The 15,470-nt window shown below is 39.9% G+C and carries 12 protein-coding genes and 1 pseudogene; all 13 read left to right on the forward strand.

Translation table 11 applies throughout. From position 1 onward, the window contains the following. Nucleotides 1–98 precede the first annotated feature (98 nt). A pseudogene (locus A4245_RS20870) lies at nt 99–218 on the forward strand (TetR/AcrR family transcriptional regulator); the annotation flags it as partial. 3 nt (nt 219–221) lie between these two features. Continuing rightward, on the forward strand, nt 222–731 hold the full coding sequence (locus A4245_RS17535) for a TetR-type transcription factor C-terminal domain-containing protein (RefSeq protein WP_324609866.1): 510 nt from the start codon (nt 222–224) through the stop codon (nt 729–731). 45 nt (nt 732–776) lie between these two features. Further along, nucleotides 777–1,919, forward strand: coding sequence for an acyl-CoA dehydrogenase family protein (locus tag A4245_RS17540; protein WP_067730323.1), 1,143 nt, complete (start codon nt 777–779; stop codon nt 1,917–1,919). Between the two features lie 22 nt (nt 1,920–1,941). Beyond that, nucleotides 1,942–3,579 carry an AMP-binding protein gene (locus A4245_RS17545; RefSeq protein ID WP_067730326.1) on the forward strand — a complete coding sequence of 546 codons (1,638 nt, stop codon included), beginning with the start codon at nt 1,942–1,944 and terminating at the stop codon, nt 3,577–3,579. Between the two features lie 10 nt (nt 3,580–3,589). Then, the gene (locus A4245_RS17550) at nt 3,590–4,942 is read left to right on the forward strand and encodes an acetyl-CoA carboxylase biotin carboxylase subunit (RefSeq protein ID WP_067730328.1); all 1,353 of its coding nucleotides are present in this window, start codon (nt 3,590–3,592) and stop codon (nt 4,940–4,942) included. A gap of 14 nt (nt 4,943–4,956) precedes the next feature. Beyond that, on the forward strand, nt 4,957–5,169 hold the full coding sequence (locus A4245_RS17555) for an acetyl-CoA carboxylase biotin carboxyl carrier protein subunit (protein WP_067730330.1): 213 nt from the start codon (nt 4,957–4,959) through the stop codon (nt 5,167–5,169). Between the two features lie 263 nt (nt 5,170–5,432). Continuing rightward, entirely contained in the window at nt 5,433–6,215 is a 783-nt protein-coding gene (locus A4245_RS17560; protein WP_067730332.1) for an enoyl-CoA hydratase, read from the forward strand. Between the two features lie 17 nt (nt 6,216–6,232). Then, entirely contained in the window at nt 6,233–7,762 is a 1,530-nt protein-coding gene (locus A4245_RS17565) for an acyl-CoA carboxylase subunit beta (RefSeq protein WP_067730334.1), read from the forward strand. 186 nt (nt 7,763–7,948) lie between these two features. Continuing rightward, nucleotides 7,949–11,593, forward strand: coding sequence for a dynamin family protein (locus A4245_RS17570; protein WP_067730336.1), 3,645 nt, complete (start codon nt 7,949–7,951; stop codon nt 11,591–11,593). Then, nucleotides 11,594–12,457, forward strand: coding sequence for a 5'-3' exonuclease (locus A4245_RS17575; RefSeq protein WP_067730338.1), 864 nt, complete (start codon nt 11,594–11,596; stop codon nt 12,455–12,457). A gap of 223 nt (nt 12,458–12,680) precedes the next feature. After that, on the forward strand, nt 12,681–13,553 hold the full coding sequence (locus A4245_RS17580) for a gamma-glutamylcyclotransferase family protein (RefSeq protein WP_067730340.1): 873 nt from the start codon (nt 12,681–12,683) through the stop codon (nt 13,551–13,553). A gap of 77 nt (nt 13,554–13,630) precedes the next feature. Beyond that, on the forward strand, nt 13,631–14,047 hold the full coding sequence (locus A4245_RS17585; protein WP_067730342.1) for a PH domain-containing protein: 417 nt from the start codon (nt 13,631–13,633) through the stop codon (nt 14,045–14,047). Nucleotides 14,048–14,064: 17 nt separating this feature from the next. Next, complete coding sequence (gene cysK, locus A4245_RS17590; protein WP_067730344.1) at nt 14,065–14,985, forward strand: cysteine synthase A; 921 nt, start codon at nt 14,065–14,067, stop codon at nt 14,983–14,985. The last annotated feature ends 485 nt before the right edge of the window (nt 14,986–15,470 follow it).

Consider the following 15,470-nt stretch of genomic DNA (forward strand, 5'->3'; position numbering starts at 1 on the left):
TTTTATTAATAAAAACACTTTATATTTTCTGATTATTGTGTTAAGATATTAATGAAATTTATGAAGGAGGGATTGAGACGGAACTACGCCAGAAAATTATCGACTCGTCATTACTTTTATTTGAACGGCATGGCTTTCATGGAGTTTCTGTCAGTCAGATCATTGCAGATGCAGAGACGTCCAAAGGTGGTTTTTATCATCATTTCACCTCTAAAGATGAATTGTTATTCGTCATCCATGATACCTTTATAACCTATGTGCTGAAAAAAGCAACAGAAGCAAACGAGATGTACCAGTCACCGACGAAAAGACTGCAAGCAATTGTGAAGGATTTTGTCAACGTGTTTGATCGTTATAAACCACATCTTTCTGTATTTTATCAGGAGAGTATCTATTTAAAACCCCAGTATGAAAAGCTGGTTAAAGATAAGCGGCATCAATTTAAACAAATCATTAGACAGGCAATTATCGATGGCAAAAATTGTGGAGAATTTCGTGAAGAGCTTTCAGCAGAAATAACTACGATGGCGATACTGGGTATGGTTAACTGGACATATAAGTGGTATCAGAAATCAGGAGTCAACACAATTGATGAGATTGGAAACTTTTTTGTAGATTTAATACTGCATGCGGTCATACAGCCAGAAATGACTGCCAGTAATAATGATAAGGACGTTCCTGCAGAGAAAGACTTCTTTTCCTATCAGGAAAAAACAGGTAAGAATGAATGAGACAGACCAACTAGTCGGTCCCCAAAAAATCATGGGAGGATTAATATGAACTTCGAATTAACAAAAGAACAGGAAATGGTTAGGAAAATGGTACGAGATTTTGCAGAGAAGGTAATTAGACCAAGAGCGATTGAGATCGACACTAAAGCGCAATTTCCCATTGATATCTTTGACCAAATGGGGGAACTTGGAATATTGGGTATCCCATTTCCAGAAGAGTATGGAGGGTCGGGCGGAGATACATTATCGTATGCCTTGGCTGTCGAAGAAATTGGCCGTGTTTGCGGAAGCACTGGATTAAGCTATGCAGCTGCAGTTTCACTTGGAGCAAGTCCGCTGTATTATTTCGGAACGGATGAACAAAAAGATATGTATTTAAAGCCACTTGCAAATGGTGAAGCACTTGGATCTTTTGGTTTGACCGAACCAAATGCCGGTTCAGACTCAGGTGGAACAAAAACAACTGCGATTGTTGACGGCGATGATTATGTAATCAATGGGGAAAAATGTTTTATAACAAATGCGAGTTTTGCTAAAATTATAATTGTAACCGCTGTCACCAGGAAGAGCGATAAGGGGAAAAATATGATCTCTTCTATCATCGTTCCAGCTGATTCAAATGGCGTCAAAATTACGAGCAACTATGACAAGATGGGTGTACGAGGTTCGGATACGGCAGAGATTTTACTCGATAATGTACGTGTTCCTAGAAAAAATGTGCTTGGTGAAGAACATAAAGGCCATAAACAGTTTCTCTACACGCTCGATGGAGGGAGAATTTCGATTGCAGCACTGGGACTCGGTATTGCACAAGCATCCCTCGAGAAGGCCTTGGCTTATGCGAAAGAGCGTAAGCAATTTGGGAGATCGATTTCAAGTTTTCAGGCGATTCAATTCAAGCTCGCAGATATGGCTATGGAAGTAGAGCTTGCCAGAAATATGGTACATAAGGCAGCATGGTTGAAAGATCAAGGAAAGCCATTTGGCAAAGAAGCTGCATATGCGAAACTGTTTGCAACCGAAACTGCCTTTCGATCAGCAAACCAGGCCATCCAGATCCACGGTGGCTATGGCTATATGCGGGAATATGAAGTGGAAAGGTATTTACGCGATGCAAAACTATTGGAAATTGGTGAGGGGACTTCTGAGATTCAAAGACTTGTAATCGCCAGGGAGCTTGGCTGCTAGTAAAAATTAAAGGAGGAAATTCATGTCACTACTAACATTGACCATTGGTGAAATGCTGGAAGCACAAGTGAATTTACATCCACATCATGAAGCAGTTGTCTATCCGGAATTAAATATGAGAAAGACGTATCAGGAATTCGATGAAATGGTGAACCAAGCAGCAAAGGGATTTATGTCATTAGGCATCCAAAAAGGTGAAAATGTGGCAATATGGGCTGATAATAAACCAGAGTGGCTAACGAGCCAGTTTGCAACAGGAAAGATGGGTGCCGTGCTAGTAACAGTAAACACGAATTACCAGGCTAATGAGCTGGAGTATCTATTAAAGCAGTCAGAAGCAACTACATTGATCATGGCCGAAAGCTATAAAGGTACTTCCTATCTCGATATTTTAGAACAAATATGTCCTGAACTGAAAAATGCCCAAAAGGGAGCCCTTGAAACGAAGTCACTGCCAAATTTAAAAAATATAATTGTTATTAGTGACAGGGATGATTGCCCATATGCTTATAACTGGAATGAAGTTATGGAGAAAGGCAATGCTGTCAGCTCTTCAGAATTGGTCGAGCGTAAAAAATCATTACATCCTGATGATGTTATCAATATGCAATATACGTCAGGAACTACCGGTTTTCCAAAAGGAGTTATGCTGACACATCATAATATTGTCAATAACGGCAACCAGATTGCCGACTGTATGAAGCTAACCTATCAAGACAGATTATGCATACCTGTTCCATTTTTTCACTGTTTTGGCTGTGTATTAGGAGTTCTTGCTGCTGTTTCAAAAGGGACAACGATGGTCATTCTGGAGCAATTTAATGCTGAAAAGGTATTGCAGGCTGTTTCAGATGAGAGATGTACCGGGCTTCACGGTGTACCTACAATGTTTATTGCTGAACTAAACCATCCGCGACTTGAGCAATTTGATTTATCCAGTTTAAGAACAGGGATTATGGCAGGTTCCACTTGTCCAATGGAAGTGATGACAAATGTCATGGAAAAAATGGGTGCGAAGGAAATTACCATCGCATATGGACAAACGGAATCTTCACCGGTCATTACCCAGACGAAAACGGATGATCCAATTGAACTTAAGGTTAGTACGGTCGGAAAACCACATCCTAATGTTGAAGTGAAAATAGTTGTACCAGGAACACGAGAAGAACAGGAAATCGGATTACCCGGTGAATTGCTTACCCGTGGCTATCATGTCATGAAGGGTTACTATAATAATCCTGAGGCAACAGAGGAGGCCATCGACAAAGATGGCTGGCTTCATACCGGTGACTTGGCAGTGATGTACGAGAATGGATATTTGGAAATAACTGGCCGGATGAAAGACATGATTATCCGGGGCGGTGAAAATATATATCCAAGAGAAATAGAAGAATTCTTATATAAGCATCCGGATGTGCTTGATGTTCAAGTTGTTGGACTGCCTGATGAAAAGTACGGGGAAGAGGTTATGGCTTGGATCATTTTAAAAGAAAATAAACAGACGACAGCAGAAGAAATCAAAGCGTTTTGCAGAGGAAAAATTTCAAGACATAAGATACCAGCATATATTAAATTTATTGATGAATATCCAATGACAGCGAGTGGGAAAATCCAGAAGTTCAAACTGAAAGAAATTGCCGTTCAACAACTTCAATTATAGGAGAGAGTATATGATTAGCAAAGTTCTGATTGCAAATAGAGGAGAAATAGCTGCAAGGATTATACGCACCTGTAAAAAGATGGGAATTGCAACTGTTGCTGTCTATTCTGAAGCTGATCAGCAGGCAGATTTTGTTACCATGGCAGATGAGAGCTTCCTGGTTGGACCACCCAGAGTAAATGAAAGTTATTTAAATATCGAAAGAATTTTAGAGGTCGCTATGGAAGCAAGTGCAGATGCGATTCATCCCGGATATGGTTTTCTGAGTGAAAATGAACAATTTGCTGAGAAATGTGCAGCAAAAGGTATTATTTTTATCGGGCCAAACAGTAATGTAATTAAGCAAATGGGCAGTAAAATTGCAGCGAGAAATTTAATGAAGCAAGCTGGGGTTCCGGTAGTCCCTGGAACAGATGGGGTTGTTTCCACCGCCGAGGATGCCTTGGAGACAGCAAAACAAATCGGTTATCCAATCATGCTCAAGGCATCTGCTGGTGGTGGAGGTATCGGGATGCAGGTTGTCCAATCAGATGAAGCTTTAGCTAAAGCGTTCGAGAGCAATTCAAAAAGGGCATTAAATTTTTTTGGGGACGGTTCGATGTTTATGGAAAAGAAAATCGACAATGCCCGTCACATTGAAATCCAAGTCTTAGCAGATGAGCATGGGAATTCAGTTCATTTGTTTGAAAGGGAATGTTCCATTCAAAGGCGCAACCAAAAGGTCATTGAAGAGGCACCATCCATTTTCATTTCGGATGAAACGCGAAAGTTAATGGGTGAAGCTGCCCTACAAGCAGTAAAAACATTAGGATATACAAATGCTGGAACAATTGAATTCCTCGTCGATGAACAGGAAAACTTTTATTTTCTCGAAATGAATACGAGAATTCAAGTGGAACATCCGGTCACGGAAGAAATAACTGGTGTGGATATCGTGGAACAGCAAATTATTATCGCAAGCGGTAATGAAATGACGGTCAAACAGGATGATTTGCAGATAGACGGTCATGCCATAGAGGTACGCATCTATGCTGAAGATCCGGTTACCTTCTTCCCGTCTCCAGGCTATATTTCTCATATGGAATTGCCGGAAGGGGAGCAGGTTCGAAACGAAATAGCCGTAAAGGAAGATTATCATGTTACTCCTTTCTATGATCCGATGATAGGAAAGCTGATTGTGAAAGGAAAAAGCAGAAATGAAGCAATTAATCTATTAAAGCAGTCACTGACCACGTACAAAGTTGAAGGTATTAAAACAAATCTTCCTATGTTATTGAACATCGTGGATCATCCGCAGTTTCTGAATGGCAATACAACAACTGCGTTTATCGATAAATACTATTTAACTCAAAGGAAGAATTAGACAGGAGGATTATTATGCAGGAAATAAAAGCAAGTATGGCTGGAAGTGTTTGGAAAATTGTTGCAAATGTTGGGGATTCTGTGGAAGAAGGTCAAGATATTGTCATTCTTGAATCCATGAAAATGGAAATACCGATTGCTGCCGAATCAGCAGGCACGGTAAATGAACTAAAAGTGGCTGAAGGTGACTTTGTTAATGAAGGCGATGTTCTCGCAATTGTTGAATGAGCAGAATTTTTCCCTATGTCACAGCAGTCCCCTACCTTAAAGTTTGAGTGTTCAAGGAAGTTTAAGTGAGGGATGAATAACCCCACTTACTTCTCATAGTCGTTTCCGCTTCCCATTTACGAACTAGAGCGACCTTGATACAGCTTTTAAATTAATTCATTTTTTTAGCAGGTAGGTAAGTAAAACCTACCTGCCTGCATAAATGCAACCAAGGCTCTCACCAAAAGGCTTGGTGACAACCAAAGTTTTCTAAGGAGGCAATCATGTCTGATCTGTTAAACGTTGATTTGAAGGAAGAGCATATAGCGGTCATCACGCTCAATCGTCCAGAAGCAGCAAATGCGCTCTCCAATGCAATGCTCCAACAATTGAACGAGGCCGTTCGAAAAATCGATCAAAATAAGTCCGTGTACTGCACCATCATTACCGGTTCAGGCAAGAAGGCATTCTGTGCCGGCGCTGATTTAAAGGAACGAAGAGGAATGTCAGAACAACAGGTTATCGAAACTGTACGCTCTATAGGACAGACATTGACAGCAATAGAAAACATGAAAATGCCAGTAATAGCCGCTATCAATGGGTCTGCATTTGGTGGTGGACTGGAATTAGCCTTGGCATGTGACTTAAGGATAGCTGCTGAGGATGTAAAGCTTGGTCTTACCGAAACATCGTTGGCAATCATACCTGGTGCAGGAGGAACGCAACGCTTGCCGCGATTAATTGGTCTGGGTCATGCCAAACGATTAATTTATACAGCCAAACCAGTCAAGGCTGATGAGGCCTTATCGATCGGGTTGGTAGAACAGACAGTGGGTGGAAATGAATTGCTGGCTGAAGCATATAATCTGGCAATAGCAATTGCCTCGAATGGACCAATTGCATTGATGCAAGCCAAAAAAGCGATTACTGAAGGAATGCAGACAAACATGACAGAAGGACTGGGGATTGAGCATGCAAGCTATAAAAAAACAATACCCACCGCTGACAGGATAGAAGGATTACAAGCTTTTAAAGAGAAAAGAAAACCTGTATACAAAGGAGAATAGCCAAGGGAGGATCATACATGTCAAATTTGGAAGAACTGCAGGCAAGGATCAGCAAAATAGAAAAGGGTGGAAAAGATAAATATCATAAAAGCAATGAAGAAAAGGGGAAGCTCTTCGTTCGGAAAAGACTGGATCTTTTATTTGATGAGGGTATGAATATAGAAGACGCTTTCTTTGCCAATTGCATGGATGATGATTTGCCTTCTGATGGGGTGGTTACCGGAATCGGTAAAATTAATGGGCAGGATGTTTGTGTGATGGCTAATGATTCTACCGTTAAAGCAGGATCCTGGGGTAAACGGACCGTAGAGAAGATTTTGCGGATTCAGGAAACAGCTGAAAAAATGGAATTGCCAATGGTTTACTTGGTTGATTCTGCCGGTGCAAGGATTACCGATCAAATCGAAATGTTTCCTGGCAGAAGAGGAGCGGGACGCATTTTTCATAACCAGATAAAATTATCGGGACGGGTTCCACAGGTGTGTCTGCTATTTGGGCCTTCCGCAGCTGGTGGTGCCTATATACCGGCCTTCTGTGATGTAGTCATCATGGTCGATGGGAATGCCTCGATGTATCTTGGTTCACCAAGGATGGCCGAAAAAGTGATCGGGGAGAAGGTCACCCTTGAAGAAATGGGTGGTGCCAATATGCATTGCACTGTTTCGGGAGTTGGTGATGTATTGGTAAAATCGGAGCAAGATGCCATTACATATGCACAGAAATATTTAAGCTATTTCCCTGCCAATTTCCGTTCAAAGCCACAAGCAATAGAAGCAAAGGGAGCTAAGCCTTCAGAAAAAACCATAAACGAATTGATTCCCGAAAACCAAAATGCTCCATTCAATATGTATGATTTAATTGATCAAACGATTGATGAAGGTAGTTTCTGTGAGATCAAGAAGAAATTTGCTCCTGAGTTAATAACCGGACTTGCGAGGATCGATGGAAATTCAGTGGGAATCATCGCAAATCAACCTCGTGTAAAAGGTGGAGTCCTGTTTACGGATTCTGCAGACAAAGCAGCCAAATTTATTCAATTATGTGATGCATTTAATATCCCTTTATTGTTTCTTACGGATGTTCCCGGCTTTATGATCGGTACAAAGGTGGAAAGGCAGGGTATTATCAGGCATGGGGCGAAAATGCTTTCTGCCATGAGTGAGGTTACCGTTCCCAAGATCTCTGTCATTGTACGTAAAGCTTATGGGGCGGGTCTTTACGCTATGTCTGGTCCGGCATTTGAACCTGATTGCTGTCTTGCCTTTCCAAATGCGCAAATTGCGGTAATGGGCCCGGAAGCAGCTGTAAATGCAGTAGAAGCCAATAAAATAGCCCAGTTGCCAGAAAAGGAACGGGCAGCTTATATTAAACAGAAACAGGATGAATATAAGGAAAATATTGATATCTATCGACTGGCTTCAGAAATGGTTATTGATGCTGTCATCGATCCGAATACATTAAGAGAAGAACTAATGAAACGACTATCCGTGTATGCAGCAAAAAATATAACCTTTACGGAGAGAAAACATGGTGTGTATCCAGTATAAAAAACTTTGGCAGAACGTATCTGCCAAAGTTTTTTATTTACCATAACATTATTATGTAAACTAGATGCAAAATGAACCTCTTATTATCGAAGCGATTTCTTGAAATCGCTTTAACATAGGTGGTAAACCATACTTAATTTCCGTATAATAGATTTTAAATTGGGATGTGGAAGAGAGGAACAAAATATGATGACCGTACAAGAGAAGATGCAGACTGTTAATCGGGATCAGCTTGCAGCTCTATATAGGCAAATAAAAGATAATGGCGATGGGGCAAACGCTGTTAAGATGCTGGATATCTATGAAAAAATGCAGAAGCAGGAACTCATCATTAGTTTTGCCGGGCATTTTTCGGCAGGGAAATCATCGATGATCAATGCGTTAATGGAAAAGGAAATTTTACCTAAAAGCCCGATACCTACCAGTGCAAATGTCGTTAAAATCAATTCCGGTGAAGGAGCTGTCAGAGTATATTTCACCAGTGGACGGCCAGTGGAATACAAAGAGCCGTATGATATGGATATGATCAAGAAATATTCCACAGATAAAGAAGCAATCAAAAAGCTGGAAATCAGTACAGGGGAAAAAATTATTCCGACAGGCTCTGCAATCATAGATACCCCTGGAATAGATGCAGCTGATGATGCTGACAGAATTATGACAGAAGCATCCCTGCACCTTGCAGATGTTCTGCTTTATATCATGGATTATAATCATGTGCAGTCCGAAGTCAATTTGCAATTCCTGAAATCCATCCAGGAAAAACACCTTCCATACTATGTAGTAATCAATCAAATTGACAAGCATGATGAACAGGAACTAGCGTTTAACACTTTCAAAAGAAATATTAAACGAACGTTTGATCAATGGAATTTAAAACCGGAAAATATATATTATACGTCCCTGGTGGACAATTCTGCAGGGCATAATCAGATTAAAGAATTGAAGCAAATGTTATTTGCCATCATGGAAAACCGCCACCAGTATTTTAATACGGCTCAGTCTGTCAAGCAGGTTTTAACTGATCATAGGTACCATATCAAAAACAAATTTGAAACGATAAAGAGTGAACTGGCTGCGAATGGAGAAGAACAAAAAGATTTCTTAGATCCACAAGAATTGGAGGAGATAGAGGCGAAAATAACAGATTTGGAAAATGAACCGGTGCAGTTCGAGAACGATTTTATGAAAGAACTGCAGCAAACACTTAATAACGCCTATATTATGCCAGCGACCCTAAGGGATGAAGCAAAGCTATACTTGGAATCCAAGCAACCGGATTTTAAGGTAGGTCTATTTGCTTCCAGAAAAAAAACAGAAGAAGAGAAAAACACAAGGGAGTCAGGTTTCCTGACACCTTTGAAAGAAAACATCAATAAATCCATTCTATGGAAGCTTCGTGATAAATTTATCACATTGTTAAAAAACTACCATATAAATGATTCGCTTCTTCATAATAAAATAAATGAAATGGAAATCACCTACGACAGGGAGCATATACAAAACCTGATCAAACCTGGCGCTAAAGTGAATGGCGATTACGTTTTAAATTATACGAACGATGTATCCGCTGATGTAAAAAGTAAATATAAGCAGGAAGCGAGAAACATCTTAAAATCGATCCAGGATTTCATCAAGGAAAGAAATAAAGAGGATAAAGATAAATATGTTGAGAAGTTGGAAGAGTGGAACAAAGAGAGAGATTTACAGGATAGACTCCACCAGTTACAGGATGAGGAGAATCAAGTCTATGCACAATTGGACAGCCAATTTATTAACCCTAATGTGGATGATGCGGTATGGACGCTAATAAATAAAGAACTGAACAACAGACCAAAGCCAGTGAGGCTGGAGGGCTATTCAAAAGGTCAGTATCCTCAATCAGCCAAAAAGAAGCAAGTTACCAAAAAGTCTGAGGCTAAGAGTTCTGTTAAAAAGACTTCGGCAAGCAGTGTACTTCAAAGCATTGATTTGACAATAACTACGATAGAAGAGTTGCCAGGATTCGAGTCCTTGTTAACTGATTTAAAGGAAAAAGAATACCGCTTAAAAAACCGCTCGTATACGATTGCTTTATTCGGCGCATTTAGTGCGGGAAAATCTTCGTTTGCCAATGCATTAATGGGTGAGAAGGTATTGCCGGTCTCCCCAAATCCTACAACGGCGACAGTCAACCGTATTCGGCCTGTTGACGAGGAAAACAAGCATGGAGATGTCGTTGTTACTTTAAAGGACGAAGAGGCTTTATTAAATGATTTACGTATGATCACAAAGAAATTGGACCCTGCTGCTGCAGATTTTAATGAAATGATGGAATGGGTGCAATCGAATAATATCGGAAATACAGATAAACTTAATAAAATGTACCAATCTTATTTACAAGCAATGATTAACGGCTATGAAGAAATGAAGCGTTATATAGGAAACAGCATTACGATAACTTTGCAGGAATTCGAAAACTATGTAACAGATGAAACGAAAGCATGCTATATCGAATCCATTGACCTTTATTATGACTGCGAATTAACGAGACAAGGTATTACGCTTGTAGATACCCCTGGTGCAGATTCGGTCAATGCGAGACATACGAATGTTGCTTTTAATTATATTAAACATGCAGATGCCATCTTATATGTCACATATTATAACCATGCCCTATCCCGTGCAGATAAAGATTTTCTGATGCAGCTGGGTCGTGTGAAGGAAGCATTTCAATTGGATAAAATGTTTTTTATCGTCAATGCAGCGGATTTGGCTGATGATGACACAGAATTGAAATTAGTTATGGATTATGTGCAGGAACAATTACAGCAATTAGGTATACGACTCCCAAGACTGTATCCTGTATCAAGTAAATCATCTTTGGAAGAAAAACTTCAAAAAAAGTCTATCAACGATCAGATGCATCAACTGGAAGAAAAATTTTATCAGTTTATTTATCACGACCTTGCAGCATTGACGATCGATTCTGCAGTTTGGGATATGAAAAGGACACGCCATGCAGTTAATAACTATATTGAATCGATGACAATGGACAATGAGGCAAAGCAAAAGAGAAAACAGGAATTGCTGGCAAAAATGGAAAGTTTATCAAAGGAAATCCGAGCGTACGCAACCGATGGGCAGAGGGAACAGGTTATACAGAAGGTGGATAAACAGCTATTCTATGCAGTGGAAAGGTTATCTATCCGCTACCATGATATGTTCAAGGAAATGTTCAATCCAACAACAATTACAGAGTCCGGAAGAACGGCTCAAATACAGCTTAGAAGCTGCCTTGAAAACCTGTTGGAATATATTGGTTTCGAGCTCCATCAGGAATTGCAGGCTGTGTCGCTAAGGGTGGAGGCGTTTATGCAATCGCAGCTAAAAGAGGTTCATCAGACATTGGCATATAAAAGCACAACAGCCGATCCATTATTTGAACTACCTGAAATGAACCCAGTAAGCATGGAGACTCCCTCCTATGAACAAGGGTTGAACATTGCGAACTGGGCTGAATTCGAAAAGATACTAGGAAAATTCAAAGGAACAAAAGCATTTTTTGCGAAAAACGAAAAGGAATTTATGAAGGAAGAGTTATATGCTATAATAGAGCCTTATGCCAAACAATATATAGAAGAAAACAAGTCTGTGATGTTAAACGCCTATATGGAACAATGGGATGAAAAAATTGACAGGATTACAGACCAAGTGGAACAGAGCATCGAGATTCAAATGAATAATTATCTTGAAATTCTCATCTCAAAAGTTGATCTGATGGTCCTTAAGCAAAAACAGGAGCAGCTGGAAAATATTATAAAGCAGCATGATATAGAGGAAGTGTCTTAGATGGAAAAAAATAATGTACTATTGGTTGATGGAATGGCTTTGCTGTTTCGCGGTTTTTTTGCAACATCTTTTCGAGGAAATTATATGATAACAAGTAAAGGCATACCGACTAACGGGGTCTATCAATTTATGCGATACTTTTTGGATGCAGTGAATACGTTTAATCCGACACATGTCGTTTGCTGCTGGGATATGGGAAGTAAAACCTTCCGCACAGAGCTTTATGATGGTTACAAAGCAAACAGGGACGCCCCACCGGTAGAATTGGTTCCCCAATTTGACTTGATTAAAGAAGTTGTGGAGGCCTTTAATATGCCTAATATCGGCATGGAAAATTTCGAGGCTGATGACTGTATCGGAACGCTCGCCAATATCTATAGTGAAGATAATGAGGTTACAATCCTGACGGGTGATCAGGATATATTACAATTGGTTGATGAAAGAATATCTGTCGCCATTATGAGAAAAGGTCAGGGCAATTACGAAGTGTTTGATCACCAAAATTTTTACGAAAAGAAAGGTATTTCTCCAAAACAGGTGATAGATTTAAAAGGCCTTATGGGTGATTCTTCCGATAACTATCCAGGTGTAAAAGGGATAGGCGAAAAGACGGCACTGAAGCTTCTTCAGGAATATGAAACCATTGATAACCTTCTGGAACATATCGATCAATTACCTAAAGGAGTTCAAACAAAAATCAACAATAATTTGGACATGCTTCATTTATCAAGATCACTAGCTCAAATTAAGTGCGATGTGCCGGTAACATGTGAGTTGGACCAAGCACGATGGAAATATGACAAAGAAACTGTAGCATCAAAGTTTGAAGAACTGGAATTTAAAAATCTGGCCAAATTAATCTGACAAATATGCTAAAGATCCCCTGTATCTGTACGGGGGATTTTTATGTCTGGAGGTGTATTCTTTCATCGAGGGGGGTATAGGTATATACGGGGAGGAGGTATATACCTATACCCCCGGCTAAATGAGGGCTGTGGGGTTTGAAACGTCCAGACACTATCTGTATAATTTTTGAATGGATACATATTTTATTAAGAACGGAATTCTCAATTAGGAGGTATATATTTTGACCAAATTATTTGTATATGGAACATTGCGTATGCAAGAGGAAAATTGCTCCTATCTGAAAAACGCAAAATGCTTGCATGATCAAACATGGATATACGGAAAATTATATGATACAAATAAAGGCTATCCGGTCATGAAAGAGAATAATGTGGAGAAAGTTTATGGGGAATTATATGAAGTCAGTGATGAACAATTAGCTGCCATTGATCGGTTGGAAGGATATCGGGAAGGTGGATCCGATAACTTATATGAAAGAAAACTGGTGGCTGTTTTTGATGATTTTGGACCTGTGGCGGAGGCCCTCACATATATCACCGGCAGATCGCTTGCTGATTCAACAGATGTTATTCCGTTTGGGGACTGGAAAGTTTACCGGTATATGAGGAAAGGTGAAATCTACTACTTTGCTTATGGTTCATGTATGGATGATAGAAGATTTAAACTGGCAAAAGTAGATCAGTATTTTAGCAATATAATAGGGAGTGGCCGGTTGGATGGATATGGTTTCCGTTTCAGCAGGAGTACGAAAGATGGCGGAAAGGCGGATCTCATCGTATCTCCCGACGAATTTGTTGAAGGTGTGATTTACCGGTTGCCGATGGAGGGAGTTGATTACCTGTATGAACGTGAGGGAGTTTATGTAGAAGCCTACCGTCCCTTGATTGAAACTGTAAGCACCGTTGATGGAACTGATATTGATGTGCTAACTTTTATTGGCATTGCCAAAAGTGATGAAACTAAACCAACTGAGGTTTATGCCGACGAAATTTTGACAGGGGCGGAAAAATTATTGAGCGGCTCTTATATAGAAGGTTTGCGTAAAAGAATTGGTCATCTGATGGGTGGAATGGATCGTGAAAAGCAGACATAAATCTTGGTAAAGGCAGGAAGAAATGTCTATAATGATTTTTATAGGGAAACTAAAATTGCTGTGCAGGAGGAAAAGGAATGTACTTCCCATCAAAGAAAGATAAATGGCTAACCATTATCATATGGGCAGTTTCTCTCTTGGGTGTCATTACACCATTGCTGAAAGGCCAATTCACCGCTGTCTTCTTCATGTTACTGGCTGGGTTGTTTCTGCTTTGGTTTTGGTTTAGAACTGGATATAAAATCGAGGGCGATAAAATCAGGATTTATTATGGTCCCATCAGACAAACTGTCAATATAAAGGAGATCAAAGTCATTGTTAAATCGAAAGCGCCTTTGACTTCGCCTGCACTCTCCATGGATCGAATCCAAATCAGATGCGGAAGATACGATGTCTTCTCGATTTCCCCTGCAAATCAATACAAGTTTCTGGATGTATTGACAGATATCAATCCGGAAATTTCATTGGATACCCGATTAATCCCCAATAAATAGCAGAAAGTAGGTTCGTTATGAGAGTAGTACAGGATATTACGGAGCTGATTGGTAATACGCCATTAGTAAAATTGAATAAAGTCGTTCCTGAAGGGGCGGCAGATATATATATTAAGATGGAAATGTTTAACCCGAGTAAGAGTGTGAAGGATCGTGCGGCATACAATATGATAAAAACAGCTGAGGAGGAGGGGCTGATCAAACCTGGAGATACAATCATCGAACCAACGAGCGGAAATACAGGTATTGGTCTTGCTATGACTGCTGCCGCTAAGGGTTATAAAGCCATTTTAGTAATGCCGGATAACAGTACAATGGAAAGAAGAAATATATTAAAAGCTTTTGGTGCAAAAGTTGTATTGACACCAAGTGACGAAAAAATGCCTGGCTCCATTAAGAAAGCGCTGGAAATTCAAAAGGAAATTCCGGGAAGCTTTATACCGCAGCAATTCGAGAATTTTGCCAACCCTGATATACATAGAACTACCACTGCCATGGAAATTATCGAGCAGACAGATGGAGAATTGGATGCCTTCGTATGTACTGCAGGTACTGGCGGTACGGTGACGGGAACTGGCGAAACATTGAAAGAAAAGATTCCTGGCATACATGTAGCCGTGGTAGAACCAGAGGGCTCACCTGTATTGTCCGGTGGTAAACCCGGAAAACACAAACTTGTTGGAACAAGTCCTGGCTTTGTCCCTGACATATTGAATACGGATATATATGATGAAATCATTCAAATCAGTGATGATGATGCAATTGGGCTGTTGAGGAAATTGACACGTGAGGAAGGGATCTTTATAGGTCCATCCGGTGCTGCGGCTGTTTATGCTGCGATAGAAGTGGCGAAAAAGCTAGGAGAAGGAAAGAAAATTGTCTGTATTGCTCCTGATACAGGTGAACGGTATTTGAGTATGGATCTGTTTGAAGAATGATTCGGATAGATGTAAAGGCTAACTGTGACCGTGGAATTTTTTTCTTCACACAATTCTGCTTAGCTATATATAAGATACCAGCGACGAGTGGTACGAATGGTTGCTGGTATCTTTTTTGATGAAGTAATTAGTTGGGGTATGTTTGTTGGGATAATATACTAGGACAAACATGTGAAAGGGCATTGACTTTGTTCTTTTATAATAGTAATATATTAATTCCCGGCAGACAGAACATCATTACACTGTGCTAGTAACAAGGTTTAAATTGATAATCATAAACTGATAATCCTGCTGTCGCGGAAATGCAAGTGAAAAAGACATTGACATCATATCGGATAATTGGTATAGTGTTATAGCTGTCGAAAAAAATGATTTTGATTGAATGAAAATTATTGTTGACATTGATTATTAAGATGTGTTATATTAGTAAAGTCGCCAATTTGAAAAGCGACTTACAAATTTGCTCTTTGAAAACTGAACAAAAC

Source organism: Oceanobacillus damuensis (assembly GCF_001618145.1).
Classification (GTDB): Bacteria; Bacillota; Bacilli; order Bacillales; family Amphibacillaceae; genus Oceanobacillus; species Oceanobacillus damuensis.

Excerpts from the sequence above, each read along its gene's own strand:
- A4245_RS17540 (WP_067730323.1), top strand. The coding sequence starts at position 777 with ATGAACTTCGAATTAACAAAAGAACAGGAAATGGTTAGGAAAATGGTA.
- A4245_RS17545 (WP_067730326.1), top strand. The coding sequence starts at position 1,942 with ATGTCACTACTAACATTGACCATTGGTGAAATGCTGGAAGCACAAGTG.
- A4245_RS17550 (WP_067730328.1), top strand. The coding sequence starts at position 3,590 with ATGATTAGCAAAGTTCTGATTGCAAATAGAGGAGAAATAGCTGCAAGG.
- A4245_RS17555 (WP_067730330.1), top strand. The coding sequence starts at position 4,957 with ATGCAGGAAATAAAAGCAAGTATGGCTGGAAGTGTTTGGAAAATTGTT.
- A4245_RS17560 (WP_067730332.1), top strand. The coding sequence starts at position 5,433 with ATGTCTGATCTGTTAAACGTTGATTTGAAGGAAGAGCATATAGCGGTC.
- A4245_RS17565 (WP_067730334.1), top strand. The coding sequence starts at position 6,233 with ATGTCAAATTTGGAAGAACTGCAGGCAAGGATCAGCAAAATAGAAAAG.
- A4245_RS17570 (WP_067730336.1), top strand. The coding sequence starts at position 7,949 with ATGATGACCGTACAAGAGAAGATGCAGACTGTTAATCGGGATCAGCTT.
- A4245_RS17575 (WP_067730338.1), top strand. The coding sequence starts at position 11,594 with ATGGAAAAAAATAATGTACTATTGGTTGATGGAATGGCTTTGCTGTTT.
- A4245_RS17585 (WP_067730342.1), top strand. The coding sequence starts at position 13,631 with ATGTACTTCCCATCAAAGAAAGATAAATGGCTAACCATTATCATATGG.
- cysK (WP_067730344.1), top strand. The coding sequence starts at position 14,065 with ATGAGAGTAGTACAGGATATTACGGAGCTGATTGGTAATACGCCATTA.